The following is a 23,051-nucleotide window of genomic DNA, read 5'->3' as shown; positions in this document are numbered from 1 at the left end:
CGCGAGCGTCGGAGCATATCCGCCCCGTTTCGCGAATTTGTAAATTATTGAGTCAAACGGGGCGGTCGACGCTAGGAATCAGCCGATTCTCGCGTTCATTCAGCGAGATATAACGATGCACGCCGGCGATGTTCAGCGCGTGCGCACGACCCGCACCACGCCGGCGATCACGCCGAGCGCCGCCGCCACCGCCGCGCCCATGAGCGCGACCTGCGCGCCGTCTTGCCCGTAGAAGCCGAACGCCACCGCCGCGAGCGCCGCGCCGAGCGAAAGGCCGATCATGCGCGCCATTGTCATCAGGCCGCCCGCCGCGCCGCTGCGATCGTGCGGCGCGGACGTCAGCATGATGCGGTTGTTGGGCGTCTGAAAAAAACCAAAGCCGATACCGCAGATCGCGACGCGCCACACAATATCGAGGTTGGACGGATCGGCCGGCAAGCCGATCAGCAGGCACAGCCCCGCGGCCATGATCGCGAGTCCCATGCCGCCGATGAGTCCCGGCGCGTGCCGATCGGAAAGCCGTCCCGCGAGCGGCGCGACGAACACGATCACGAGCGGCCACGGCGTGACGAGCAGGCCCGTCGTGGTCGCCGAGCGCGCGAGCTGATGCTGGAGCATGAACGGCAGCGCGAGATACGCGAGCGTCTGCGCGACGTACGAGCAGATCGACGTCAGCGACGACAGCGCGAGGATCGGAATGCGCAGCAGATCGAGCGGCACGAGCGGCGCGGGCCGTCCGCGCTGATGACGGATGAGCGCGAAACCCGCGATGCACGCGAGCGCGATTTCGATCAACGGCAACGCGTGCAGGCGCACGCCTTCGCTCCCGCCCGCCTCCTGCCCCTCGCCCGCCCCCAATCCGCCGACGCCGAGAATGAACAGCGCGATCGCGCCCGCGCTCAGCAGCGCGCCGGTGTAGTCGAAGCGGCGCACCGCCGGCGAGGGCTTGCTCGCCGCGAGCGTGCTGCTCGCGAGCCACAGCCCGAAGATGCCGAGCGGCACGTTCACGGCAAAGAGCCAGCGCCAGCCGGCGACGGAAAGAATGCCCGCCGCGACCGTCGGCCCGAGCGCGGCCGAGAGCGCCACGGCGAGGCCGAGCAGCGCGATGCCGCGTCCGACGAGCTTCGGCGGATAGACCTGCCGCAGCAGCGCGGGCACGATCGTCGACATGCATGCGCCGCCGATGCCCTGCAACGCGCGCGCGGCGATGAGCAGCGGCAGCGTCGGCGCCGCCGCGCACGCGAGCGATGCCGCCGTGAATAGCACGACGCCGCCGAGATACACGCGCTTGAATCCGGTCATCTCGCCAAGCGCCGCGAATGGCAGCACCGAAACCGCAACCGCCAACTGATACGCGGTTACGACCCAGACCGTCTGCGCCGCCGAGCGCGACAGATCGTGCGCGATGGTCGGCAACGCGACGTTCGCGATCGATGAATCCAGATTGCCGAGGAACGAGCCGAGCAGGACGGAAATCACCGCCCAGTAATTGACGCGTGGTTGTGCTTGCGTGTGATTCGTCATCGAGCTTTATTTTTTTCGGAATGAATGGCGCGCGCAAGGTAGCGGACGCCGCACGGCCGCGCGAGCGTCGGAATCGTTCGATATCCGAACATAACAGACGTTAAATGCGCGAAGTCGCCATGTTATAGCGCCGAACCGGATTGCGTTTTTTGTTTGCGATGGTAACTTCGACGCCGATCCCATCACATCAAGCGCCGGCGAAGGCGCCGGAGACCCGCATGACCCCGCGATCCCCCACGCTGGCAGTGCAGACCCTGATCGACGAAGCGCCGCTCTCGCGCTTTCAGATTGCCACGTTTCTGTTGTGCTTCGCGATTCTCGTGCTCGACGGTTACGACACGGTCGTCGTCGGCTATATAGCGCCGGCGCTCAAGGCGCATTTCGGCGCCGCGCCCGCGCAACTCGCGCCGATGTTCGGCGCCGGTCTATTCGGCCTGACGATCGGCTCGTTCGTGTTCGGTCCGGTGGCGGATCGCTTCGGACGCAAGCCGACGCTGCTCGTGTCCATCGCGATCTTCGCGCTCTTCAGCTTGGCGTCCGCCTGGGCCGATTCGATCTCGATGCTGATCGTGCTGCGCTTTCTCACCGGACTCGGTCTCGGCGGCGCGATGCCCAACGCCTACACGCTCGCGGCCGAATATTGCCCGACGCGTCTGCGCGCGACGCTCGTCGCGCCGATCGGCTGCGGCATCGCGGCGGGCGGCGCGCTGGGCGGGCTCGCGGCGCCGCATCTGATCGGCGCGTTCGGATGGCAATCGATGTTGATCGCCGGCGGCGTGCTGCCCGTCGTCCTGATATTCATGCTCGCGCGCTGGCTGCCGGAATCCGTGCGGCATCTGGTGGCCCACGGCGAGCGGCAGACGCAGGCGCGCGCGATCCTGGCGCGCATCGCGCCGCACGCCGATCTGTCGAACGCGCGGCTCACGCTCGACGAAGCGCGCGTGCGCGGCTTCTCCGTCGGCGAGTTGCTGAAGCCGGGCATCGGCGGCGGCACGCTTTTGTTGTGGATCACGGCGTTCATGGCGCTTTTCGTGATCTATTTTCTCGGCAACTGGCTGCCGATCCTGATTCAGCAGAGCGGCGTGCCGTTTCGCGAGGCATCGTCGATGACGGCGCTCTATCTCACCGGCAACAGCGTCGGCGCAATTCTCCTCGGCGTGCTGATGGACCGGTTCAATCCGCAATACATGCTCGCGGTCGCGTTCGTGTGCGCGGCGGCGAGTCTCGCTTCGTTCGGGCATCTCGCGGGGCAGCCGGCGCTCGCGTGGCTGTCGCTCGTCGCGCTGTTCGTCACGGGCGTCGGAACGGGCGGCACGATGACCGGCACGAATATTCTTTCGACGGGTTATTACCCGACCGCGACGCGCGCGACCGGCGTCGCGTGGACGCTCGGTATGGGCCGCGTCGGCTCGATCGTCGGTTCGATGATCGGCGGGGCGATGCTCGCCGCGCACTGGCTGCCGCCGCGCATCTTCGAAGCGGTGGCCGTGCCGGTTGCGATCGCCGCGCTCAGCGTGTGTGCGCTCGCGGCGTATCGCGCGCGGCATCCGTCGACGCACGAAACGCACGAAACGCACGAAACGCATGAAACGCACGAAAGTGCGCGGCGGCACCTGGGTGGCACTTGATAGGCAGACGTTTCACCCCGACACCGCGACGCGCGGCTCGTGCATCGCCATGCGGCCGTCGAGTTCGGCCTTGCCGCATTCGATCGCGTGATTCGCGGCCGCCTGCGCCGTCGCGAAGGCGCGAATCGGCCCGATCGCGCGCCGCAAACCGCCCGGCCGCTCGACGAGCAGCGTCGCGACAAATTCTCCAGCCCGATGCTGGACGATGACCGAGAGCTCACAGCCCCGGTATTCGATTGGATGAGAATCCACTGCCGACCTCGCTTGCGTAAATTTCGCTGACATGAGGTCAATCTACGCAAGGTCCGCGAAACGCGTAACCCCGCCTGTGAGTGGCTGCGAACGCAGGCCGAGCGATAGTTCGCGGCCAAAAGACATGGCGGCATCCGCAAACGTTTGTCCTTGTGTTTCGCGGAAATAGGAATTACTCAGATTTCTGCGAGACGCGTCCTAAGTCTGTATCCTGCTTCGAACACACTGCGACGACAGACAGTGCGGCACCTCCCGAGTCCGCCCTCGCCGATGACAACCACCAGAAAACGACGACATTGCAGGACGGCCGCATGGGTGATCGCCTGCGCCGCGCTCGGCATCGCGGGCCGGTCCGCGCAGGCTCAGGAATTCTCCGTTCTCGCCGGCCCGCTCAAGAGCAGCAGCCAGAACACGTATTCGTGGCAGGCGGACTATCGCGAAGGACTCGGGCGCTATGCCGCGTGGAGCTTTTCGTGGGTGAACGAAGGACACATCCTCGATCATCACCGCGACGGACAGTCCGTGCAGATATGGGGACGGCTGCCGCTCTGGAACGACCGGCTGGAACTGTCGGCGGGCGCGGGGCCATATCGCTATTTCGATACGAGCCAGGCGCAGGCCGGCGGCGATTATTCGAACACGCACGGCTGGGGCGGCATGTTCACGCTGCGCGCGGCCTACTATTTCGACAACCGCTGGATCGCGCAGGTGAAGCTGAACCGCGTGCAGGCGTTCGGCGGTCCGGACACGACCGCGCTGCTTTTCGGCATCGGCTATCAGCTCGACGCGCCCGACGGACCCGGACCGCGCGCGCGCGCCGTATCGCGCACGACGAACGTCACCAGCAACGAAGTCACGGTGATGCTCGGCACGACGATCCTCAACAGTCCCGACTCGGAGACGAATCTGTCGGAAAGCATCGAGTATCGGCGGGGACTGTGGCACTACCTCGATTTCACCGCGTCCTATCTGCACGAAGGCGGTCACGTGCAGTCGCGCCGCGACGGCATCGCCGCGCAACTTTGGGCGACGCGCGCGTTCTTCGATGACAGGCTCACGCTCGGCGTCGGCGCGGGGCCGTATTTGTCGATCACGCAGAACGACGACCTGCCGCAGAACCGCACCGGCGACGGCCGGTTCTCGGGGCTGGTATCGGTATCGGCGAGCTATCGCTTCTCGGATCGATGGCTCGCGCGCGTGAGCTGGAATCGCATGGTCACGCGTTATGACCGCGATGCCGACATCATCGAAGCGGGTTTCGGCGTGCGCTTCTAGACTCAGAAAAGTTCTTTCTGGCCGGACATGAGCGCGGTGAAGTCGTCGCGCAGAAAAGGCAGGATGCCGTCCGCGACCGGCTGAAGCTGCTTGCTCACGTAATGCTCGTAGTCGATCGGCGCGTGACGCGCTTCGACCGGCTCGGGACCGGCCGTCGTCATCACATAGCTGATCCAGCCGCCGTTCTGATATTGCAGCGGGCGGCCCGCGCGCGCGTTGTATTCATCGGCGATGCGCGCGGCGCGCACATGCGGCGGGACGTTGCGCTGGTAGTCGCCGAGCGTGCGGCGCAGGCGCTTGCGATAGACGAGCATGTCGTCCAGTTCGCCGCGCCGGGTGCGGCCGACGTAATCGCGCACGTAGTCCTCGTACGCCTCGCCCTTGAACACGCGCAGGTAGAGCTCCTGCTGGAAGCGCTGCGCGAGCGGCGTCCAGTCGGTGCGCACCGTTTCGAGCCCTTTGTAGATGATTTCCTCGCTGCCGTCCGCGCGCGTCGTAAGGCCGGCGTAGCGCTTCTTGCTGCCCTCTTCCGTGCCGCGGATCGTCGGCATCAGAAAGCGCGTGAAATGCGTTTCGAACTGCAATTCGAGCGCGCTGTCGAGGCCGAAGGTCTCGCGCAAATGCTCGCGCCAGTATTCGTTCACGTGCGCGACGAGCGCCCGTCCGATGCGCGCCGCGTCGTCCTCGCCGCGCGCGCGGCGCAGCCAGACGAAGGTCGAATCGGTATCGCCGTAGATGACGCTGTAGCCGCGCGCTTCGATGAGCTCGCGCGTGCGATGCATGATCTCATGGCCGCGCATCGTGATCGACGACGCGAGACGCGGATCGAAGAAGCGGCAGCCGCTCGATCCGAGCACGCCGTAAAACGAATTCATGATGATCTTGAGCGCCTGCGACAGCGGCTTGTTGCGCTGACGCTTCGCCGCCTCGCGCCCTATCCACACTTGCTCGACGATCGCGGGCAGACAGTGCGTCTCGCGCGAGAAGCGCGCGCCGCGAAAGCCGGGCACGGTGGCGGCTTCATCGGGCGTGGCCATGCCTTCTGCAAGTCCGGCCGGATCGATCATAAACGTGCGGATGATCGACGGATACAGGCTCTTGTAATCGAGCACGAGCACGGAATCGTAGAGACCGGGACGCGAATCCATCACGAAACCGCCGGGACTGGCTTCCTCGGGCACGTCGCCGAGATTCGGCGCGACATAGCCGAGCCGATGCATGCGCGGCATGTAGAGATGCGTGAACGCCGCCACGGATCCGCCGCTGCGATCCGCCTGCAAGCCGGTGACGGTTGCGCGTTCGAGCAGGAAAGGCAGCAGTTCCGTCTTCTCGAAGACCTTCGTGACGAGTTCGCAGTCGTTCAGGTTGTAACGCGCGAGCGCGGGCTTGTCGTGCTGAAAGCGCCGCTCGATCTCGTCCATGCGCGCGTAAGGCGTGTCGATCGCCTTGCCTTCGCCGAGCAGCGACTGCGCGACGTACTCCAGACTGAACGACGGAAAATTCCACGTCGCCGAGCGCAGCGCCTCGATGCCGTCGATCACGAGCCTTCCCGCGATCGACACGAACCAGTGATTGCGCTTCATGCCGTGCTCGCGCCATTCGACCGCGCCGCCGTCGCGGCCGAGTGTGAGCGGCACGCCGTAGTCGTCGGCATGCCGCTGAAGGATGCGCAAGTCGAACTGCACCACATTCCAGCCGATGATCGCGTCCGGATCGTGTTGCGCGATCCATGCGTTGAAACGGCGCAGCATGTCGGCGCGGGTATCGCAGTAGTCGAGCGCGAAATCCGTCTGCGCGGCGTCATCGCGGGGCTGCCCGAGCATGTAGACCTGGCGCGCGCCGCAGCCTTCGAGCGCGATCGAATAGAGATCGCCCTTGACGCTCGTTTCGATATCGAGCGACACGACCTTCAGCCGCGGCCGGTAATCCGCCGCCGGCTTGAGTTCGCTGGAAATGTAACCGTCGCGCGCGTCGCCGTCGAACGACACCGGCGCGGTGATGAAGCGCTCCATCAGATAGCGCTCGTGCGGGCGGATATCGGCTTCGAAGACGTCGACGCCCGCGCTGCGCAGGTTCTTTTCGAGGGCAAGCAACTGGCGATACTGCGGGCAATAGAGCCCGAGCATCGCATTCTGGCGAAAGTCCTTGAGCGGCAGCTCGCGCAGATACGCTTCCCGCACCCCGGCGACGACCGGTTCCGCTTTCGCGCGATCGGCCGCGCGGATGAACGCGACGCTCGTCTGCGGCGCGATGCGGATTCGCGTCGGGCCGTCGTCGGTGGCGAGCCAGAAATCGACTTCCGCGCCGGCCGCGGTGTCGCGCCAGTGACGAGTCAGCAGAAATCCTTGTTGTGCGGAAGCCAAGCCGGTACCTTCGAGAGCGCGTGCCATCGAAACATTTTACTTGGCCGGGAAAACAAAAAAGCCCGGCGCACAGAGGCGCCAGGCTTCGAAATTCGGGATGTTCGGGATGCGGGAAAAGTAAAACGCGGTAGCGGCGAGCCGGTCGATCCACCGTCCTCTCGCGAACGGTCCCCGGAGGACGTCCGGTTGCCGCTACCGCCTAAGCAGCCTGTGCGACCAGGCTTGCCCGTTGCGGCTGCAACGCCGCCACCGCCGCCACGTTAGCGAGCGCCGTGTGCTCCGCAAGCTCCGGCACTTCGTTCTTCGACATCACTACCTCCAGCGCGGCTTCTTGACTGGCCTGTTTCGCGGCCGCCGCTTTCTTGGTCTTCCCCGCGCGTGACGGCGGCTGGCAGGCCCCGCACACCACGTTGTTCTGCAAATCATGTTTGTGTGCGACAAACTTCCCGGTGCAGCGGCAGCAGGGCGTCATCTGCAGCATGCCCGCGTCGAAGAAGCGCACGAGAGTCCAGGCCCGCGTGAGATCGAGTACCGCCTCGGCGCCGCTATGGTTGCAGTGCTCGAGATACAGCCGATACCCCTTGGTCAACGCATCGAGATGCGAGCAACCGGCTTCGTTCTTGAGGAACGTATAGGTGTTGTAGAAGAGCGATGCGTGGATGTTCGCGAGCCACGTCATGTACCAGTCGGCCGAGAACGGCAGCATGCCCTTCGGCGGCGACACGCCCTTCACTTCGCGATACAGGCGGATCATGCGATCGCGGGAAAGCGTGAGTTCGCTCTCCAGCACCTGCATGCGCGCGCCGAGTTCGATCAGCGCGATGGCGCGGAAAACTTCCTGGGCGTCTTCAGTGAGGCTCTTCTTCAGCATGGCTCGCTCCGTCACCTTGGTCACCTTAAGCGAACTGTTCGGCCGGCTGGCCAGCCAGCAGGATTGCCGCGTGCGTCGGGGCGATGTCCGCGTTTTTCGCGGGCTGCACCAGGGCCGACAGCATCGTGTGATCGTTGAAGCGGAATGCGCAAAGCAGGTTATCCGACGACGCGAGCTTGACGACCTGTGCGAGCGTGAGGCCCGACAGCAGATCGGCGAGTTCCGCCGACAGACCGAGCCGGAACATGCCGATGGCGCGGTCTTCGCGCAACAGACGCTGCGCGAGCATGATGTACGACAAGTTGATTTCCCGGATCGATTCCAGCGTTTCGCGACCGTTCATGGTTGCAACTTCCAGTAAATCCCCGATTTCCCGCCGGCTTTTTGCCGATATCTTTTTTGTGCCTCACCGGACTCGTTCTGCCCGGCTACGTCCTGCGTAATCTTTGTTTCAGTGCGTTACATCTTGTAACACCACCGTGAGACGGATTCTAAGAAAGCTCTGAATCGTTTGCAAGACCGTCTCAATAATATTTTGTTGCAAACATCACTTTCGATCGGTAATTTTTTCGGTAAGACAATTTTGACCGGTTCGCAGGTCGCCGCGTTATTTGTCTAACGTTTGCGACGTCCAGCCGGCGCGGCTTCGTTTTTATCGTAATAAATGCCTTTCGCGCCATATAACGGGGCTTCGAGGGATTCGGTTGACGCCAGAACCCAGCTTTTATTCGCCATTAATCTGAGAATTAAGGCCGAAAAAAAGCCGCAAAATCGGTGATTACCGATCTGCGGCTTTCAGGGTAAGAATTACCTCATCGTAGTAACGCGCGTGTTACGGGCTCAAAACACAGGGTTTTTACCGCCGCTGTAACAGCGGCTGTTACTTTTGCGGCACGCCCTTGCTCCACGCGCCCCAATGTGTAACAACCTCTTGTATGAATGGATTGCCCGTTCGATACAGATTTTCGATGGCCGGCGTGAATCCGCCCTGATCCGCATAGTTGAGGAGATTGTCGGATGCCGTCTGCCCTTCGTAGGGCCGGTCGAAATCGGATCCGGCGCGCAGTACCGCCACGCGCGACAGATCCACCCGTTTCACGCTCGCCGCGCGCTTCAGGGCTTCGTACGTCGCGTTGTCTTCCTGCTGGGTCGTGCAATAGACGCCGCGCCCGTCCGTTAGCAGCCGCGTCCACGCACGCGCGCGCTCGCCGATGTACTTGCCCGACCACCACGTGTCGCCCGCGAGGGTGTCGCATTGAATGACGCGCGGTGGCTGGTTCGCCGGGGCGTAGGCGAACTTCGCGCGTGCGACCTTGGCCTGATCGCTGTCGGAAAGCGTGACGTTGCGGGAGATCGCGAAGGCGGCATCGGCGAGCGATGCATTGAGCGCGAACACCTCCGTCCGATAATCGAGCGGCGGCTTTTCGTACGGACTCTTCGTGTTGATGCCGAGGAAACCGGTCGGCCAGTCGGCGGGCTTCTCGCGGGCGTCGAGTTCCCACTGGATGCCGAAATCGACGAGATACTTCGCCCACGCGGCCGAGCCGACCGTCCCCTGCTTCGGATCGATGCCCGCGATGCCCGCGACCAGAAAATACGTGTGCCGCAAGTCGAAGCGGTCCGAGAACGTGAGCGCCATGATCGACGCCGCCGCGTTCGTGTGACCCATGCCCGTCGTGATGACGCACACATCGTCGCGATTGCAGTTGACCTCGGGATAATCCGGCGACAGCCCCGGCACCTTGTGCTTCTGCCACGGGCCGAGCTTGTCGAGCCAGATCTGGCCTTCGGGCCCGAACATCGTGACGATCATGACCTTGACGTGGCGGCCGCCGTTGCCGTGGCTGCCCGTTTCGTCGGCGTCATCGGATGGCTGGGCGAACGCGCAGCCCGTGAAGCCCGCGAGCGTCGCGAAGCCGGCGGCGGCGAGCGTCGCGCGAGCGGTTCTCGTGAGCCTGCTCGTGCCGAACGTGCGGTTTGTGCGAAACGTGCCGTGTTGTTCTTTCGATCTTGATGCGCGGAGTTTTCTCATGACGGGCTGATCCTCGTGAGGGTTCGACCTTCGAAACAAGACCGCGCCGATGATGGCGCGGTCAGCCCGCACGATTATAGGAGCGCCATAATGCTCGCCGCTTCCGGCGTGCTACGTCCCGCTTTGCGATGAGCGCGGCGGCGGCGCGTTCGCCGCGACATTGGGCGATCCTGCGGCCTCGCTCGTTGGATGCTGCGCGGCCTTCGACGGCTCGCCGCGCTGGTCCGCGCCCGCGACATCGGCGTCCTGCTCGCCTTCCGTGCTGCCGTCCGTACCCGCTTCCGCATTGCCGCCGTTCACGATCACGAAGTTGCGCTGCGGATTGGCGATTTCGATGCCGCGCGCCGTGAACTCGTTGAGAATGCGGCGGTTGAACTCGCGCTGCACCGGCCAGCGCGCGCTGTCGCGGCACTGAATCTGCCCGGCGAGCGTGACGGTCGAACCGTCGACGGCATCGACGCCCCAGAAGCTGAAGTCGGAGAGAATGCCGTCGCGGAAGGCTTCGTCTTCGCGCAGGGCCGCGCCGATTTCCTTGAGCGTGGAGATCGCGAGATCGACATCCTGTCCGAGCGCGATCGACACACGCACTGCCGCGTTGCCGATGCCGCGATTGGTGTTGTTCACCGTCGACACCGAACTGAACGGCACCGTGTAGAGCGAGCCGTCGCCGCCGCGCAGACGCACCGTGCGGATCGACAGATATTCGACCGTGCCCGATACGCCCGCGAGCGTCACCCAGTCGCCGACCTGCATCGCGTTTTCCATCAACAGGAAGATGCCGGTGATGAGATCCTGCACGAGCTTCTGCGAACCGAAACCGAGCGCCACGCCGAAGATGCTCGCGCTCGCGAGCAAGGGCGCCGTGTTCACGCCGAGCTGCGATAGCCCCGTCAGCACGACCACCATCGCGATGATGATGAAGAGGCCCGTGCGCATCATCGGCAGCAGCGTGCGCAGGCGCGCGGCGCGCAGGCGCTCGCCGGTCGCCGTCCATTGTTCGAGACGGCGTTCGACGACGATATTCGCCGCTTCCCACACGAGCACCGCGAACACGGCCGCGATGACGATGGTGACGAGCGCCGACGCGAGCCGGTTGCCGACGCCGCCCGACGTGAAGAAATGCACGACATCGACGTGCCATACCTGCAGCAGCGCGACCAGGGTGACAACCGCGATGAACGCCTGCACGACGCGCCGCAGCGCCGGATAGTAGCGATACGCACGCCGCCGCACGATCGACTCGTTCGCAACGTCGTCTTCGTCGTCCTGATGGAACACGCGGCCGAGCGCGCCGAACGTGACGATCGCGAGCACGCGCGTGCCGACGAGCACGAGCAACGACAATCCGCCGAGATGGAACAGCGTGCGATAGCCGTTCTGCACGTCGAGCGCCCAAACGAACCACAGCGCGATCACGAAGAAGATGGCGACGCCCGCCCAGACATCGGCGAGCCAGTTGCCGAAAATCGACACGGAGCGGTTCGACCGCGCACGTTGCCGGATGCGCTCGGCCACCGAATTGCGGCTTTCGAAGATCACGAACGCGATCATCAGGTGCACGATCAGGAGGACGATCTTGAGAATGGCAATGCGCGCATCGTCGGACAGGCCGAGCGGCTCGGCCGCATTGGCGATTGCGCTGCCCGCGCCCGCGACGTACACGATGCGCTGCACCCAGCGATGCGTATAGGCCGCGTAGAAATCGCGCATCTGGATGAGACGCAGCCCGGGCGCGCGCGGCGCGACGAGAAAGCCGCTCACGATCACGATCGCGCGGCAGGCCAGATAGACATCGATGAGCGAGCCCGCGACGCGCGCTTCGGGCGTGTTGTCGTCGATGAAGATCGACATCAGCAGCGTCACCACGCCGATGAACACGACGAGCGGAATCAGCGACAGCAAGCCGTACAGCAGCGCGCTCGGCAGACGTTGCAGCAAGGTCCAGTGGCGCGCGGCGTGGCGCTGGCCGCGCGCGTTGTCGGCGCGGCGCTCGGCGAGATGGATCGCGGTGGCGTCGCCGCTCTGCGCCGCGGCGTTTTCGGCGCGCACGGCCGCCTGCTCGTCGCGCACGAGACTGGGATCCTGATCCTCGGCATCGGCGACGCCGCGCGCCGCGATCCGCGCGCGCGGCCGCTTCAAGAGGCGCAGGCACACGAATTCGAGCAACAGCGCGGGCACGAGCGAGGCGAGCACCGTCCACGCGACATGACCGATGAGCGCTCGCGCCTGCTCGCTCGACGTCCTGTCGCGCCACCACGACGCCACGGACCCGAAATCGAGCAGCGCGGCGATCGAGTGCCGCACGCCCGCGCCGATCTGCACGAGCCAGTGCCCGGCCTGCCGCGACAATTGCGACGCGAGACCGTTCGCGGTCAGCGAATGCGCAAGCACGCCCGATGCGCCCGATGCCGGCGCCGCCGCCGACGCGCCCTGCGGCGCGCTGGCCCCGGCGGGCGCGGCGAGCGCGCCCGCCGCCGCGATCGCCCGCAGCGTATCGGCGACTTGCGAGCGGCGCGCGGGATCGTTGAGCACCGCGAGCGCGTCGCGCGCCTGCTGCGGCGTCAGCGCGACCGCAGCCGAGGCATGCTGCGGAGAAGCGGCTGCGGCGAAGGAAGATTGGGAACAGACCGGAAGAACGCTCGACACGACGACGAGCAGCACTGCTAGGAGCAATTTGCGCATGGGTCGGATGAAAACACGAAATTTCGGGGACTCGATGCGGACAAGGCACACGGCACATCGCACGACAATGCTAACGCGATGCCGCCCGCGCGGCAGAAGCAGCCCGGACGGCCTTCACAGTGGTAGCACGCGGCGCTCCTGCCCTCGCGTTCAGGCGGCGGCTCGTTCGCTGCGATCGCGCGCGATATCGGGTTCGAAGAACACCCAGCGCACTTGCGGGAACGCGCGCTGCAGATCGTCCTCGATGACGTTGATCGCATCGATCATCGCGCGGCCGCTGTCGTAGTCGATCATCTCGGCCTGCACCGCGACCACGACATGCTTGCCCCATTGCAGCGTGATGAGGCTGATGATGCGGGTGATCTCGGGACGCGTGCGCAAGTGCGCATCGATCGCCTTGCGGACTTCCGGACTCGCGGATTCGCCGACGATCATCGACTTCACTTCCCGCGCGACCAGAAACGCGATGATCATCAGCAGCACGCCGACGCCGATCGAGCCGGCGGCGTCGTATGCGGGATTACCGGTGAGCATCGTCGTCAGCACGGCCGCGAACGCGATCGCAAGACCGAGCAGCGCCGCGACGTCCTCGCCCGCGACGACGAGCAGCTCCGACTCGCGGGTCTCGCGAAACCATCGCCACAAGGTCTTGTTCGGCGCGCCCTTGCGGATTTCGCGGACCGCGCCCGCGAGCGAGAAGGCTTCGAGCACGACGGAAATGCCGAGAATCACGAGCGCGACGATCGGATTCGACAGCGGTTCGTGATGCATCAGCCGATGCGCGCCCTCGTACACCGAGAAGGCACCGCCGACGAAAAACAGAAGCAGCGCGACGATCAGCGCATAGAAGTAGATCTCGCGCCCCGAGCCGAGCGGATGCAGCGCGTTCGCGGGCGCCTGTGCGCGTTTGAGGCCGAAAAGCAGCAGCAACTGATTGCCGCAATCGGCAGTGGAATGGATGGCCTCGGCGAACATCGCGCCGGAACCTGTGAAGGCGGCCGCCCCGAACTTGCAGACGGCGATGCCGAAGTTCGCGGCGAGCGCGTAGAAAATGGCTTTCGGAGATTCTTCCTTCATGCCTTGTTCGATGTGTGATTAGCGGACGTCCACGCGGCTCGCGCCGTCCGTCATCTCGCCGATGACCGTCGCATCGCCGAAGCCGTCCGCCCGGAAAATCGCGAGCACGTCGTCGACCGCTTGCGGCGCGCACGACACGAGCAGCCCGCCCGAAGTCTGCGGATCGGTGAGCAAGGCGCGGGCCTCGTCGCTTTGCGTGCCGTCGACGTTCAGCGAGATATCTTCGCCATACGCGCTCCAGTTGCGCCCCGATGCGCCCGTATAGATGCCCGCGCGCACGAATTCGCGCACTTGCGGCAGCCACGGCAGATCGGCATAACGGATGCGCGCCGTCAGCTTCGCGCCGCGCGCGAGTTCCAGCGTGTGACCGAGCAGGCCGAAGCCGGTGACGTCGGTGAGCGCGTGCACGCCGTCGAGTTGCGCGAGTTCCGCGCCGGGACGATTGAGCTTCGTCGTCGCGTCGATCATCGCCTTGTAGCCGGCGGCATCGAGCTTGTCTTTCTTGAGTGCCGCCGACAGCACGCCGACGCCGAGCGGCTTGCCGAGCACGAGCACGTCGCCCGCGCGCGCGGCCGCGTTGCGCTTCACGCGCGACGGATGCACGATGCCGAGCGCCGCGAGACCGTAAATCGGTTCGACGGAATCGATCGAATGGCCGCCCGCGACCGGAATGCCCGCTTCCGCGCACACCGCTTCGCCGCCCTTCAGCACTTGCGCGATGACTTCGTGCGGCAGCACGTTGATCGGCATGCCGACGAGCGCGAGCGCGAGAATCGGCTTGCCGCCCATCGCGTAGACATCGGAAAGCGCGTTCGTCGCGGCGATGCGGCCAAAGTCGAACGGATCGTCGACGATCGGCATGAAGAAGTCCGTCGTCGCGACGATGGCCTGCTCGTCGTTGAGCTTGTAGACGGCGGCATCGTCGGCGGTGTCGTTGCCGACGAGCAGATTCGGGAATGCGGGCAGCGGCGTCGCGCGCTTGAGCAGGTCGGCGAGCACGCCGGGCGCGATCTTGCAGCCGCAGCCGCCGCCGTGGGAAAGGCTCGTGAGACGGGGTGAAGTCATGTCGTTCATGATGGAAATCGGTGGCAACCGGTTGAGGCGAAGGTCTGCGTATTATCGCCGGATGCGCGTGAAGAGACCCGGATAGTCGATGACGAAGCCGTCTTCATCGACGGTGATATCCGCCGTGAAGCCCGTGTCGAGCCCTTCGTAACGATAGCGGCGATCCGGCTCGATGCACGTGTATGCCTGCTCCGCCACGCTCACGCTCAATTCCGGCACGCGCACATAGACGACGCGGATCACGCGCCGCTCCCCGCGTTCGAGTTGCAGGCGGCGGATGGGCAGCGTGTTGGTGAGAGGCGTCGCGGTGAGGTCCACGTCGATGCAGCCGCGCAGCGCTTCCTGCGGCTCGCCGTTCGCGTCGGTCCAGGCGTGCGCGTCGCCGTTGTTGCCATCTCTGCGATACAAGTCGAGCGAGGCGCCGCCCGCGAGCTTCAGCGCGAGCCGCGTGACTTGCCAGCGCGCATCGCACTCGATGCGATATACGAGGCCGAAGTCATGCGCTTCGTCCTCGCCTACGACCGCGCTCTCGATCACGATGCCCTCGCCGGTCTCGTTCAGAACGAGATGCTCCAGCCCTGTGCCGTCCTGTTGCGACCATCGCACCGCTTTCATGGCGCACCTCTCGCGTGGTGAGTTCGCATGAAAGGATACCGCGCGGCGCGCAATGCTTTCGATCAGCATTCGAAATGCGCGCGACGCTCGACGTCATAAAACGTCACACGGTATACTCCGCGCCATTCCTGCGCGGGCGCGCGCACCGCATGTCAGCGCCATTCACGCGATCCGTGCTCCGCGATCCGCGCTTGCCCGAACGTTCCCGAACGCCTTATTCATCGCCCATCGCATGAAGAATTTTCTTGCACCCGCCCTGTTCGCGCTCGCTTTGTCTGCGTCGACGTTTCAGCTTGTCCAGGCGCAGGAAACGCCGGACCTGCCCGAAGACTATTCGTATCTGACGAGGCTTCACGTGCCCGATGCCGTCGCGCAATGCGTCGCCGCATTCGATCACTGGGTGGAGAACGCGCCCAAGTACGACACGCTGATCGTGCCCGACCGCCGCGTGCTGTCCGCGAAGATCGACGACGATACTACGATCTTCAGTGTCGGCAACCCGGTTCCGGTCGACAAGGTCATCGTGATGCGCGCGTTCGCGAAGGCGCGCGGCAAGGAGCAATGGACGCGCGTGGACAGCCGCTGCGGCGTGCGCGATGGTCATGTGGTCGGCGTTTCCCTCACGCCGAACATGAAGCCGAAGATCGTCCGATAAGCGCTTTCAGTTTTTCGCGGCGCGCCGCTGGCCGCTGCGCTGGTCGAGCCATTTGACCACTTGCGGCCCGAACGTGCGCGGCGCTTTCGCGTGCAGGCGGCCCGCGAGATCGGACAGCCGGTCCGCCGCGAGCGCCTCGCGCATGCGCTTCTCCGCGTTCTTCATCACGGCGTGAACGGCGCATACGCCGCTCGTCGCCCAGGGCGGCGCGTCGTCGCCGAATACCGCGCAGCGCGAGCGGATCTCGCGGCAATCGAAGAGCGGCTTGTCGCCGTCGATCGCGTCGACCACATCCAGCACGCTGATTTCCTTCGACGGACGCGCGAGCGCGAAACCGCCGCGCGCGCCTTCCGTCGCGACGACGAGTCCCGCCTTGTGCAGCTTCGTGAAGAGCTTTGCGACGTACTCCGCAGGCACGCCCTGCAATTCCGCGAGATCGCGCACGCTCGCTTCGCGCACGCCATGCGGCGGCTCCGCGAGATAGAGCATGCAGTGCAGCGCGTATTCGACGCCCGTGCTGATGTGCGACATAGCCACTCCGACAATTTAAATCGTAGTTCAGGATAACGTGTCGCGCATACGCGTGCAACGGCGCACGCTCCGCACCCATCGCGAATATTTCAGGTTACACGTTTGCTTACAAACGAAAACGGCTTGTCATTTTGCGAACCGCTACATTGGTTTCCATGGATTCACACGGAGAAACCCATGAAGAGACTAGCGATCCTTGCGGCCTTGAGCGTGTTGTTGGGTAGCGCGCTATCGGGCTGCATCGTCGTGCCGGACGGTGGCGGGTATCACCATCATCACGATTATTACCGTTGACGATCCAGTTGCGAATCGCGCACCGGATCACGGCGAAACTGCTACCACATGACTCGCGGTTTTGCCGATAAGCAAACGACCAAGGAGCAAACATCATGAACAAGACAAAGAAAAGCCTGCTGATCGCTTCCCTTGCCGCCGCGCTCGGCATGGGTCTCACGAACGTGGCATCGGCGGACGTGCATCACGGCCCCGAACATCGCGTGACGGTGGGATGGCATGGTGACCGTTACTGGGACGGCCATCGCTACTGGCAGCGTCAGGAATGGGAGCGGCATCATCATCACGTCGCGCCTCCGCCGCCGCATCGCTATTACTGAACGCGATAGCGCATGAAAAAGGCTGCGGCGAATACGATTCGCCGCAGCCTTTTTTCCGATCTTCACCGCTCACCAGTTCTTTGGATCGCCGCCGAGTTCCTTGCACGTGTCATAGGCGATCGCCTGCAATTTCGCCTCGCCGATCTGCCCCGACAACGCATAGCCCACGCGATCCCACGCCCAGTAGAACGTCGTGCGCTGGCCGTCCTTCAGCGTGCGAATCCGGCTGTCGTTGCGCCGGATCGTGGCGGTCGTCATGTAGAGCGTGAGCCGCTCGCCGGCCGCGTTCTGATACATGAACTGCGCCGCCGGCCCTTCCTCGTCCGGCAAGAGGCGCCCGCCGACGAGTTGGAAGCCGTATTCCGCGAGCGACGGAATCGTCACCGCGCGATTGAGCCGCTTCGACAGCCACGTGACGAGATGATCCTGCTGCGACGCCGCGACTTCCACCGCATGGCGCTGCTCGGGCGCATAGACGGCATACGCGATATCCGCGCGCTCCGCGAAACGCGGGCTGTCACCGAACGCGGGCAGCAGCATGTGCATCAAAAAACCGCACGCAACGCCGACGATCAGGAAGCACGCCGCAATGAGATAACGCTCGCGCGAACGCGGCCGCACGCGCACGATCTGCGGCTCGCCCTGATCGGCGAAGAGCGCGCGCAGCGCGTTGTCCTGCGCGCGATAGGCGGCGACGGTCGCCTCGCTCGCGGGATCGTTCGCGATGCGTTCGGCGGCGGCATCGCGTTCGTCGCCGTGGAGTTCATCGTCGATGAAGGCGGACAGCGCCTGCAGCTCGCGATCGGGCTTCGGGGGACCCATGCGGTCGCCGCCTTCGGATGGACGGTCCTGACTGGTCATGATCGGCTCACCACTTTCAGCGACGACGGCGACGCCTTGCGGCCGGATTCTTCGCCGAGCAGAACGCGCATGTGTTCGCGCGCCCTCGACAGGCGCGACATCACAGTTCCGGTCGGCACGTTCAACACCACGGATGCCTCCTGATAACTCATTTCCTCGACGCACACGAGCAACATCACCTCGCGCTGTTCGACGGGCAGGCAATACAGCGCGCGCTGCACGTCGCGCAGCACGAGACCGTCGACTTCGCCGCGCGGCGCGGCCATCTGCCGCCAGGGCGCGGTTTCATCGTCGACGGCGATATCGCGGCGTCCGCGCAACTGGTCGATGTACAAGTTGCGCATGATCGTGAAGAGCCACGCGCGCAGATTCGTGCCGGCATGAAACGATTTTGCGCGATTGAGCGCGCGCTCGGTCGCGTCCTGCACGAGATCGTCGGCCCACGCGCGGTCGCCTGTCAGCGCCCGCGCATAGCGGCGCAACTGCGGCAGGTGCGCGAGAAGATCGCTCTCGAAGCTCAAGGCCGTGCGCCCGCGGGCACGCGCGAATCGATGAAAGCACGCGCCATCAGTAGCTGCCCCCGCCTGCAGGCCCGCTCGGCGCGCCTGCTGCGCCTGCTGCGCCTGGTGCGCCCGACGATGCAGGCGCATTTTGCATGCCGGTCGCGCAGCCTCCCGCGCCCAAGGTGAGTCCGAGCGCGACCAGGAGCGCCGCGACTCCGATCGATCGTTTCATGATCGTTACCCGTTGATTGAAAGACCGGCGGGCTCGCCGATTTATTCCGCGAGCCCGCGCCGATGAAACGTCTCGTCAGGGCTTCACGACGTGCCAGACGTCGCGGAAGTTGTCGCCGTTCTTGTCGCCGGGTTTCGTGTCCTTGGCGAAGCGATAGACGCGCTTGCCGTCGTAGGCCCATTGCTTGCCGCCGTCGGCCGATTCCATGGTCCACTTGCCGCTTGGCTTGTCGGAGTCAGTCGCCATCGCGGCGGGCCAGGCCTGCGCGCAGCCGCCGCTGCACGCGCTCGGGCCGCCCTTCGTGTCCTTGTCGAAGGTATAGAGCGTCATGCCGTTCTCATCGACGTACATGCCGTTCGATTCTTTCGGCGCCGCAGCCTGAGCGGACGACGCGAGCGATGCAAAAGCGGTGGCGACTGTTGCGGCGGCGGCGAACATCTGGATGCGCTTCTTCATTTCATCTTTCCTTTTTGTAGAAGTATCCGTAGAACGTTCGGAAGCGCTGCACTATTCCGCGGACGATGAAATAAATCGATGCGGCAGCGCCGTCGCATCGCCAGTCGGCAATCCATTCAAGACCATTCGCGCGCGCTCGGCCAGTGGTTCATCGAAATATCGTGGTTCAGGCGCCGGCGGCAGTCGCTTCGCGCCAGCGGCGGGTGTCGCGCAGCGGCGGCGCGCCGAACAGGCGGCTGTACTCGCGGCTGAATTGCGACGCGCTTTCATATCCGACGCGATGCGCGGCCGTGGCGGCATCGACGATATCGAGCATCATCAGGCGGCGCGCCTCCTGCAGCCGCAACTGCTTCTGATACTGCAGTGGGCTCATCGCGGTGACGGCCTTGAAGTGATGATGCAGCGACGACACGCTCATATGCACGTCCCGCGCGATATCCTCGACGCGCAGCGGCTGATCGAAATGCTGGCGCAGCAACTGGATCGCCTTCGCGATGCGCTGCGTCTGGCTGTCCTGCAGCGCGATCTGGCGCAGGCGCGCGCCCGAGCCGTTCATCAGCAGCCGATAGAGAATCTCGCGCTTGACGAGCGGCGCGAGAATCGGCACGTCTTCGGGTGCATCGACGAGGCGCAGCAGGCGCAGCACGGCGTCGAGCATCGAATTGCCGAGGCGGTTTACGTACAGGCCGCGCGAGGCGTCTGCCTGCATCACGGGCGGCAGGCTTTCGTCCTGGATCAGCGAGGTGATTTCGTCGACGTCGAGATCGAGCCGCATGCCGAGATACGGCTCCGATTCGCTCGCCACCGAGACCTGTCCGCACACCGGCAGATCCACCGACGACACGAGATAGTGCATCGGGTCGTAAATATAGACCTCGTCGCCGACCATGAGGCGCTTGCTGCCCTGCGCGATCAGCGCGAGCGCGGGCGTCTGGATGCCGTGCTTCGGGCCGCCCGGATTCATGATCCGATGCAGGAACAGGCCCGGCACCGGCGTTTCCACGGAACCTTCGCAGCCCACGGTGAAACGGTCGAGCAGCGCGACGAGATCGAGCCGCGCCTGATCCAGCGCGGGGTCGTGACGCGCTTCTCTCGGCTGGTCGTGACTGTCTTTTTCGGCAAAACCTGGCGTGTCGTTCAGAGCCATGATGTGCGGGCGGAGTCGGAAAGAAGGAGTCTGCCTAGCTTACTCGCGCGGGCGCGGGAATGCTCGGTCTCACCTCGAGCGTTTGCAGGAACAGGCAAGGATTGAGCAGGATCAGGCTATGAACCCGCCGCACGCCGGGACGATACTGCATTGCCGGCGCGCTCTGCCATCGAAACGATTGTGGGAAGTCGTTGGAAAGCGCGCCATTCCAGTCACTCGGGAGCAACCATGCGCTACAGGAAATTCGGCAATACCGGTCTTTTTGTCTCCGAACTGTGCTTGGGCACGATGACCTTCGGCGGCGGAACGGGCGGCATCTGGGACAACATCGGCCAGTTGCAGCAGACGGAAGCCGACAAGCTGATCGGCCGCTCGCTGGATGCGGGCATCAATTTCATCGATACCGCCGACGTCTACGCCGATGGCCGCTCCGAAATCATCACGGGTCAGGCGTTGAAGAACCTCAACGTGCCGCGCGAGAACGTGGTCGTCGCGACGAAGATCCTCGGCGAAACCGGCACGAAGGGCACGAATTCGCGCGGCGCATCGCGCTATCACATCATCGATGGCGTGAAGGCGAGCCTGAAGCGGCTGCAACTCGATCACGTCGATCTGTACCAGATTCACGGTTTCGATCCGGCGACGCCGATCGAGGAAACGCTGCGCGCGCTCGACAATCTCGTGCAGCACGGCCATGTGCGCTACATCGGCGTGTCGAACTGGGCGGCGTGGCAGATCATGAAGGCGCTCGGCCTTTCCGAGCGTCTCGGCCTCGCCCGTTTCGAGTCGCTGCAGGCGTATTACACGGTCGCGGGCCGCGATCTGGAGCGCGAAATCGTGCCGCTGCTGCAAAGCGAGAACGTCGGGCTGATGGTCTGGAGTCCCCTCGCGGGCGGATTGCTGTCGGGCAAGTTCACGCGCGACGGCGCGAAGGAACAAGGCAGCCGGCGCGCCACGTTCGATTTCCCGCCAGTCAACGTCGAGCGCGCGTATGACTGCGTCGACGTGATGCGGCGCATGGCGGAGTCGAAAGGCGTATCGGTCGCGCAGATTGCGCTTGCGTGGCTGCTGCATCAGAAGGTGGTGTCGAGCGTGATCATCGGCGCGAAGCGGATCGAACAACTCGACGACAACATCGCCGCGACGAAGGTGCGCCTCAACGAAGATGAGCTCGCCGCGCTCGACGAGGTAAGCCAGTTGCCCTCGGAATATCCGGGCTGGATGCTGACGCGGCAGGGCGAGTATCGGCGCAATCAGATGAAGGAAAAGGCAGCGGAGTAACTTGGTTGGCGCGGGCCGATGCCCCGCGCCGTCTAGGGATTTACCCGTAATTCCTGCGATTTAGGCGCGGTTTGAGGCCTTTATCTCAAATTCGGATATCCCTTATCCTCCGTATCGCGTTGCGGCATAAAGCCGCTCTGCCGACACTGTACGCACAACATCACCATTGCCTCACGGAGACAATCATGCGTACTCAGGTCGGCATCATCGGCGCGGGCCCCGCCGGGCTTCTGCTTTCTCATCTGCTTCATCTGCGCGGGATCGAATCGGTCGTGCTCGAAGCGCGCAGCCAGCACGACATCGAATCGACGATCCGCGCCGGCGTGCTCGAACAAGGCACGATGGACACGCTCAATCAAGCCGGCCTCGGCGCGCGCATGCAGGCCGAAGGCGCGCTGCATCACGGATTCGAACTCGCATTCGAAGGCCAGCGCCGCCGCATCGCGCTGACCGAACTGACCGGGCATTCGATCACGGTCTACGCGCAGCACGAAGTCATCAAGGATCTGGTCGCGGCGCGTCTCGCGGCGAACGGCGAACTGAAGTTCAACGTGTCGAACGTGACGCTGCACGACTTCCAGGAAGGCAGCGATCGCAAGCCGCGCATCGAATATCAGCACGAAGGCCGCGACGAAGAACTCGAATGCGACTTCATCATTGGTTGCGACGGCTCGCAGGGCGTCGCGCGCCAGTCGATTCCCGAAACGGTCCGGCAGGATTATCAGCGCATCTATCCGTTCGGGTGGTTCGGTATTCTGGTCGAAGCGCCGCCCTCCTCCGACGAACTCATCTACGCGCGGCACGATCGCGGCTTCGCGCTCATCAGCACGCGCTCGCCGGGCGTGCAGCGCATGTACTTCCAGTGCGACCCGAAAGATTCCGTCGATGCGTGGTCCGACGACCGCATCTGGGCCGAACTTCACGCACGCGTCGATACCGCCGACGGCTGGCAGATCACCGAAGGCAAGATCTTCCAGAAGAACATCGTCGGCATGCGCAGCTTCGTTTCCACGCCGATGCAGTCGGGCAAGCTCTTCCTCGCCGGCGATGCCGCGCACATCGTGCCGCCGACCGGTGCGAAGGGCCTGAACCTCGCGGTGTCGGACGTGCGCGTGCTGAACGCCGCACTTCTCGACTACTACACGGAAGGCACGAGCGAAAAGCTGACTCGCTACACCGAGACGGCGCTCAAGCGCGTCTGGCGCGCCGAGCACTTCTCGTGGTGGATGACGCGCATGCTCCACAAGCTCGACGACACGTCGCCGTTCGAGCAGCGCCTTCAGGTCGCGGAACTCGAACACGTGACGACATCGCGCGCCGCTGCGACCGCGCTCGCCGAAAACTACGTCGGCAGCGTGGCCGTTTAAGTGCGAACCGGACGCACGGC

General features: G+C 64.6%; 21 protein-coding genes. 6 read left to right on the top strand and 15 right to left on the bottom strand.

Going from position 1 to position 23,051, the window contains the following annotated elements; all coding sequences use genetic code 11:
- Nucleotides 1–132 precede the first annotated feature (132 nt).
- The gene (locus tag AWB77_RS26370) at nucleotides 133–1,524 is read right to left on the bottom strand and encodes an MFS transporter (RefSeq protein ID WP_061137394.1); all 1,392 of its coding nucleotides are present in this window, start codon (nucleotides 1,522–1,524) and stop codon (nucleotides 133–135) included.
- A 218-nt stretch (nucleotides 1,525–1,742) separates the two neighbouring features.
- Between AWB77_RS26370 and AWB77_RS26365 the strand changes: the two genes are divergently transcribed.
- Nucleotides 1,743–3,152 carry an MFS transporter gene (locus AWB77_RS26365; protein ID WP_244158656.1) on the top strand — a complete coding sequence of 470 codons (1,410 nt, stop codon included), beginning with the start codon at nucleotides 1,743–1,745 and terminating at the stop codon, nucleotides 3,150–3,152.
- 12 nt (nucleotides 3,153–3,164) lie between these two features.
- Here the strand turns inward: AWB77_RS26365 and AWB77_RS26360 are convergent, their stop codons facing one another.
- Nucleotides 3,165–3,404: a hypothetical protein gene (locus tag AWB77_RS26360; RefSeq protein ID WP_061137425.1), complete on the bottom strand. Its 240-nt coding sequence runs from the start codon at nucleotides 3,402–3,404 to the stop codon at nucleotides 3,165–3,167.
- Nucleotides 3,405–3,674: 270 nt separating this feature from the next.
- On the opposite strand from AWB77_RS26360, the gene AWB77_RS26355 reads away from it, so the two are divergent.
- Nucleotides 3,675–4,679 (top strand): hypothetical protein, encoded by a 1,005-nt coding sequence (locus AWB77_RS26355; RefSeq protein ID WP_061137393.1) that lies wholly within the window; start codon nucleotides 3,675–3,677, stop codon nucleotides 4,677–4,679.
- 2 nt (nucleotides 4,680–4,681) lie between these two features.
- Here AWB77_RS26355 and AWB77_RS26350 read toward each other — a convergent pair whose 3' ends face one another.
- The 8 genes from AWB77_RS26350 to AWB77_RS26315 form a co-directional block, all read right to left on the bottom strand.
- Complete coding sequence (locus tag AWB77_RS26350) at nucleotides 4,682–7,069, bottom strand: DNA polymerase II (RefSeq protein WP_208601570.1); 2,388 nt, start codon at nucleotides 7,067–7,069, stop codon at nucleotides 4,682–4,684.
- 172 nt (nucleotides 7,070–7,241) lie between these two features.
- A complete protein-coding gene (gene flhC, locus AWB77_RS26345; RefSeq protein ID WP_061137391.1) occupies nucleotides 7,242–7,913 on the bottom strand; it encodes a flagellar transcriptional regulator FlhC in 672 nt (223 codons plus the stop codon).
- Nucleotides 7,914–7,938: 25 nt separating this feature from the next.
- The gene (gene flhD, locus AWB77_RS26340; RefSeq protein WP_008353371.1) at nucleotides 7,939–8,256 is read right to left on the bottom strand and encodes a flagellar transcriptional regulator FlhD; all 318 of its coding nucleotides are present in this window, start codon (nucleotides 8,254–8,256) and stop codon (nucleotides 7,939–7,941) included.
- A 537-nt stretch (nucleotides 8,257–8,793) separates the two neighbouring features.
- On the bottom strand, nucleotides 8,794–9,726 hold the full coding sequence (locus AWB77_RS26335) for a purine-nucleoside phosphorylase (RefSeq protein ID WP_061137424.1): 933 nt from the start codon (nucleotides 9,724–9,726) through the stop codon (nucleotides 8,794–8,796).
- Between the two features lie 330 nt (nucleotides 9,727–10,056).
- Nucleotides 10,057–12,627, bottom strand: a complete 2,571-nt coding sequence (locus AWB77_RS26330; RefSeq protein WP_061137390.1) for a mechanosensitive ion channel family protein — start codon at nucleotides 12,625–12,627, stop codon at nucleotides 10,057–10,059.
- A gap of 150 nt (nucleotides 12,628–12,777) precedes the next feature.
- Nucleotides 12,778–13,704: a cation diffusion facilitator family transporter gene (locus AWB77_RS26325; protein WP_061137389.1), complete on the bottom strand. Its 927-nt coding sequence runs from the start codon at nucleotides 13,702–13,704 to the stop codon at nucleotides 12,778–12,780.
- A gap of 18 nt (nucleotides 13,705–13,722) precedes the next feature.
- Entirely contained in the window at nucleotides 13,723–14,769 is a 1,047-nt protein-coding gene (gene selD / locus AWB77_RS26320; RefSeq protein ID WP_374728718.1) for a selenide, water dikinase SelD, read from the bottom strand.
- Between the two features lie 51 nt (nucleotides 14,770–14,820).
- Nucleotides 14,821–15,384, bottom strand: coding sequence for a putative glycolipid-binding domain-containing protein (locus AWB77_RS26315; RefSeq protein ID WP_061137423.1), 564 nt, complete (start codon nucleotides 15,382–15,384; stop codon nucleotides 14,821–14,823).
- 232 nt (nucleotides 15,385–15,616) lie between these two features.
- Between AWB77_RS26315 and AWB77_RS26310 the strand changes: the two genes are divergently transcribed.
- The gene (locus AWB77_RS26310) at nucleotides 15,617–16,039 is read left to right on the top strand and encodes a BspC domain-containing protein (RefSeq protein WP_061137387.1); all 423 of its coding nucleotides are present in this window, start codon (nucleotides 15,617–15,619) and stop codon (nucleotides 16,037–16,039) included.
- 6 nt (nucleotides 16,040–16,045) lie between these two features.
- Here AWB77_RS26310 and AWB77_RS26305 read toward each other — a convergent pair whose 3' ends face one another.
- The gene (locus tag AWB77_RS26305; RefSeq protein WP_061137386.1) at nucleotides 16,046–16,570 is read right to left on the bottom strand and encodes an RrF2 family transcriptional regulator; all 525 of its coding nucleotides are present in this window, start codon (nucleotides 16,568–16,570) and stop codon (nucleotides 16,046–16,048) included.
- 389 nt (nucleotides 16,571–16,959) lie between these two features.
- Between AWB77_RS26305 and AWB77_RS26300 the strand changes: the two genes are divergently transcribed.
- The gene (locus AWB77_RS26300; protein ID WP_061137385.1) at nucleotides 16,960–17,184 is read left to right on the top strand and encodes a hypothetical protein; all 225 of its coding nucleotides are present in this window, start codon (nucleotides 16,960–16,962) and stop codon (nucleotides 17,182–17,184) included.
- A 69-nt stretch (nucleotides 17,185–17,253) separates the two neighbouring features.
- Here the strand turns inward: AWB77_RS26300 and AWB77_RS26295 are convergent, their stop codons facing one another.
- The 4 genes from AWB77_RS26295 to AWB77_RS26280 form a co-directional block, all read right to left on the bottom strand.
- Nucleotides 17,254–18,045 carry an anti-sigma factor family protein gene (locus AWB77_RS26295; RefSeq protein ID WP_061137384.1) on the bottom strand — a complete coding sequence of 264 codons (792 nt, stop codon included), beginning with the start codon at nucleotides 18,043–18,045 and terminating at the stop codon, nucleotides 17,254–17,256.
- Nucleotides 18,042–18,566: an RNA polymerase sigma factor gene (locus tag AWB77_RS26290; RefSeq protein ID WP_061137383.1), complete on the bottom strand. Its 525-nt coding sequence runs from the start codon at nucleotides 18,564–18,566 to the stop codon at nucleotides 18,042–18,044. Before AWB77_RS26290 ends, AWB77_RS26295 begins: the two co-directional genes overlap by 4 nt.
- A gap of 289 nt (nucleotides 18,567–18,855) precedes the next feature.
- Complete coding sequence (locus AWB77_RS26285; protein ID WP_061137382.1) at nucleotides 18,856–19,236, bottom strand: COG4315 family predicted lipoprotein; 381 nt, start codon at nucleotides 19,234–19,236, stop codon at nucleotides 18,856–18,858.
- 166 nt (nucleotides 19,237–19,402) lie between these two features.
- On the bottom strand, nucleotides 19,403–20,383 hold the full coding sequence (locus AWB77_RS26280) for an AraC family transcriptional regulator (RefSeq protein WP_061137381.1): 981 nt from the start codon (nucleotides 20,381–20,383) through the stop codon (nucleotides 19,403–19,405).
- 228 nt (nucleotides 20,384–20,611) lie between these two features.
- Between AWB77_RS26280 and AWB77_RS26275 the strand changes: the two genes are divergently transcribed.
- Together AWB77_RS26275 and AWB77_RS26270 are read left to right on the top strand one after the other, a co-directional pair.
- Nucleotides 20,612–21,664, top strand: a complete 1,053-nt coding sequence (locus tag AWB77_RS26275) for an aldo/keto reductase (RefSeq protein WP_061137380.1) — start codon at nucleotides 20,612–20,614, stop codon at nucleotides 21,662–21,664.
- A 185-nt stretch (nucleotides 21,665–21,849) separates the two neighbouring features.
- Entirely contained in the window at nucleotides 21,850–23,031 is a 1,182-nt protein-coding gene (locus AWB77_RS26270; RefSeq protein ID WP_061137379.1) for a 4-hydroxybenzoate 3-monooxygenase, read from the top strand.
- The last annotated feature ends 20 nt before the right edge of the window (nucleotides 23,032–23,051 follow it).

Source organism: Caballeronia fortuita, assembly GCF_001544835.2.
GTDB classification, from domain to species: domain Bacteria; phylum Pseudomonadota; class Gammaproteobacteria; order Burkholderiales; family Burkholderiaceae; genus Caballeronia; species Caballeronia fortuita.
The sequence above is the reverse complement of the archived record's forward strand: the minus strand, read 5'-3'. Positions and strand labels throughout refer to the sequence as shown.

What these genes read in the sequence shown, in the direction of transcription:
- flhC (WP_061137391.1), bottom strand. Translation starts at nt 7,913, where the DNA reads ATGCTGAAGAAGAGCCTCACTGAAGACGCCCAGGAAGTTTTCCGCGCC.
- AWB77_RS26300 (WP_061137385.1), top strand. Translation starts at nt 16,960, where the DNA reads ATGAACAAGACAAAGAAAAGCCTGCTGATCGCTTCCCTTGCCGCCGCG.
- AWB77_RS26335 (WP_061137424.1), bottom strand. Translation starts at nt 9,726, where the DNA reads ATGATCGTCACGATGTTCGGGCCCGAAGGCCAGATCTGGCTCGACAAG.
- flhD (WP_008353371.1), bottom strand. Translation starts at nt 8,256, where the DNA reads ATGAACGGTCGCGAAACGCTGGAATCGATCCGGGAAATCAACTTGTCG.
- AWB77_RS26270 (WP_061137379.1), top strand. Translation starts at nt 21,850, where the DNA reads ATGCGTACTCAGGTCGGCATCATCGGCGCGGGCCCCGCCGGGCTTCTG.
- AWB77_RS26305 (WP_061137386.1), bottom strand. Translation starts at nt 16,570, where the DNA reads ATGTCGCACATCAGCACGGGCGTCGAATACGCGCTGCACTGCATGCTC.
- AWB77_RS26275 (WP_061137380.1), top strand. Translation starts at nt 20,612, where the DNA reads ATGCGCTACAGGAAATTCGGCAATACCGGTCTTTTTGTCTCCGAACTG.
- AWB77_RS26295 (WP_061137384.1), bottom strand. Translation starts at nt 18,045, where the DNA reads ATGACCAGTCAGGACCGTCCATCCGAAGGCGGCGACCGCATGGGTCCC.
- AWB77_RS26355 (WP_061137393.1), top strand. Translation starts at nt 3,675, where the DNA reads ATGACAACCACCAGAAAACGACGACATTGCAGGACGGCCGCATGGGTG.
- AWB77_RS26315 (WP_061137423.1), bottom strand. Translation starts at nt 15,384, where the DNA reads ATGAAAGCGGTGCGATGGTCGCAACAGGACGGCACAGGGCTGGAGCAT.
- AWB77_RS26325 (WP_061137389.1), bottom strand. Translation starts at nt 13,704, where the DNA reads ATGAAGGAAGAATCTCCGAAAGCCATTTTCTACGCGCTCGCCGCGAAC.
- AWB77_RS26310 (WP_061137387.1), top strand. Translation starts at nt 15,617, where the DNA reads ATGAAGAATTTTCTTGCACCCGCCCTGTTCGCGCTCGCTTTGTCTGCG.
- AWB77_RS26350 (WP_208601570.1), bottom strand. Translation starts at nt 7,069, where the DNA reads ATGGCACGCGCTCTCGAAGGTACCGGCTTGGCTTCCGCACAACAAGGA.
- AWB77_RS26285 (WP_061137382.1), bottom strand. Translation starts at nt 19,236, where the DNA reads ATGAAGAAGCGCATCCAGATGTTCGCCGCCGCCGCAACAGTCGCCACC.
- AWB77_RS26280 (WP_061137381.1), bottom strand. Translation starts at nt 20,383, where the DNA reads ATGGCTCTGAACGACACGCCAGGTTTTGCCGAAAAAGACAGTCACGAC.
- AWB77_RS26365 (WP_244158656.1), top strand. Translation starts at nt 1,743, where the DNA reads ATGACCCCGCGATCCCCCACGCTGGCAGTGCAGACCCTGATCGACGAA.
- AWB77_RS26330 (WP_061137390.1), bottom strand. Translation starts at nt 12,627, where the DNA reads ATGCGCAAATTGCTCCTAGCAGTGCTGCTCGTCGTCGTGTCGAGCGTT.
- selD (WP_374728718.1), bottom strand. Translation starts at nt 14,769, where the DNA reads ATGACTTCACCCCGTCTCACGAGCCTTTCCCACGGCGGCGGCTGCGGC.
- AWB77_RS26370 (WP_061137394.1), bottom strand. Translation starts at nt 1,524, where the DNA reads ATGACGAATCACACGCAAGCACAACCACGCGTCAATTACTGGGCGGTG.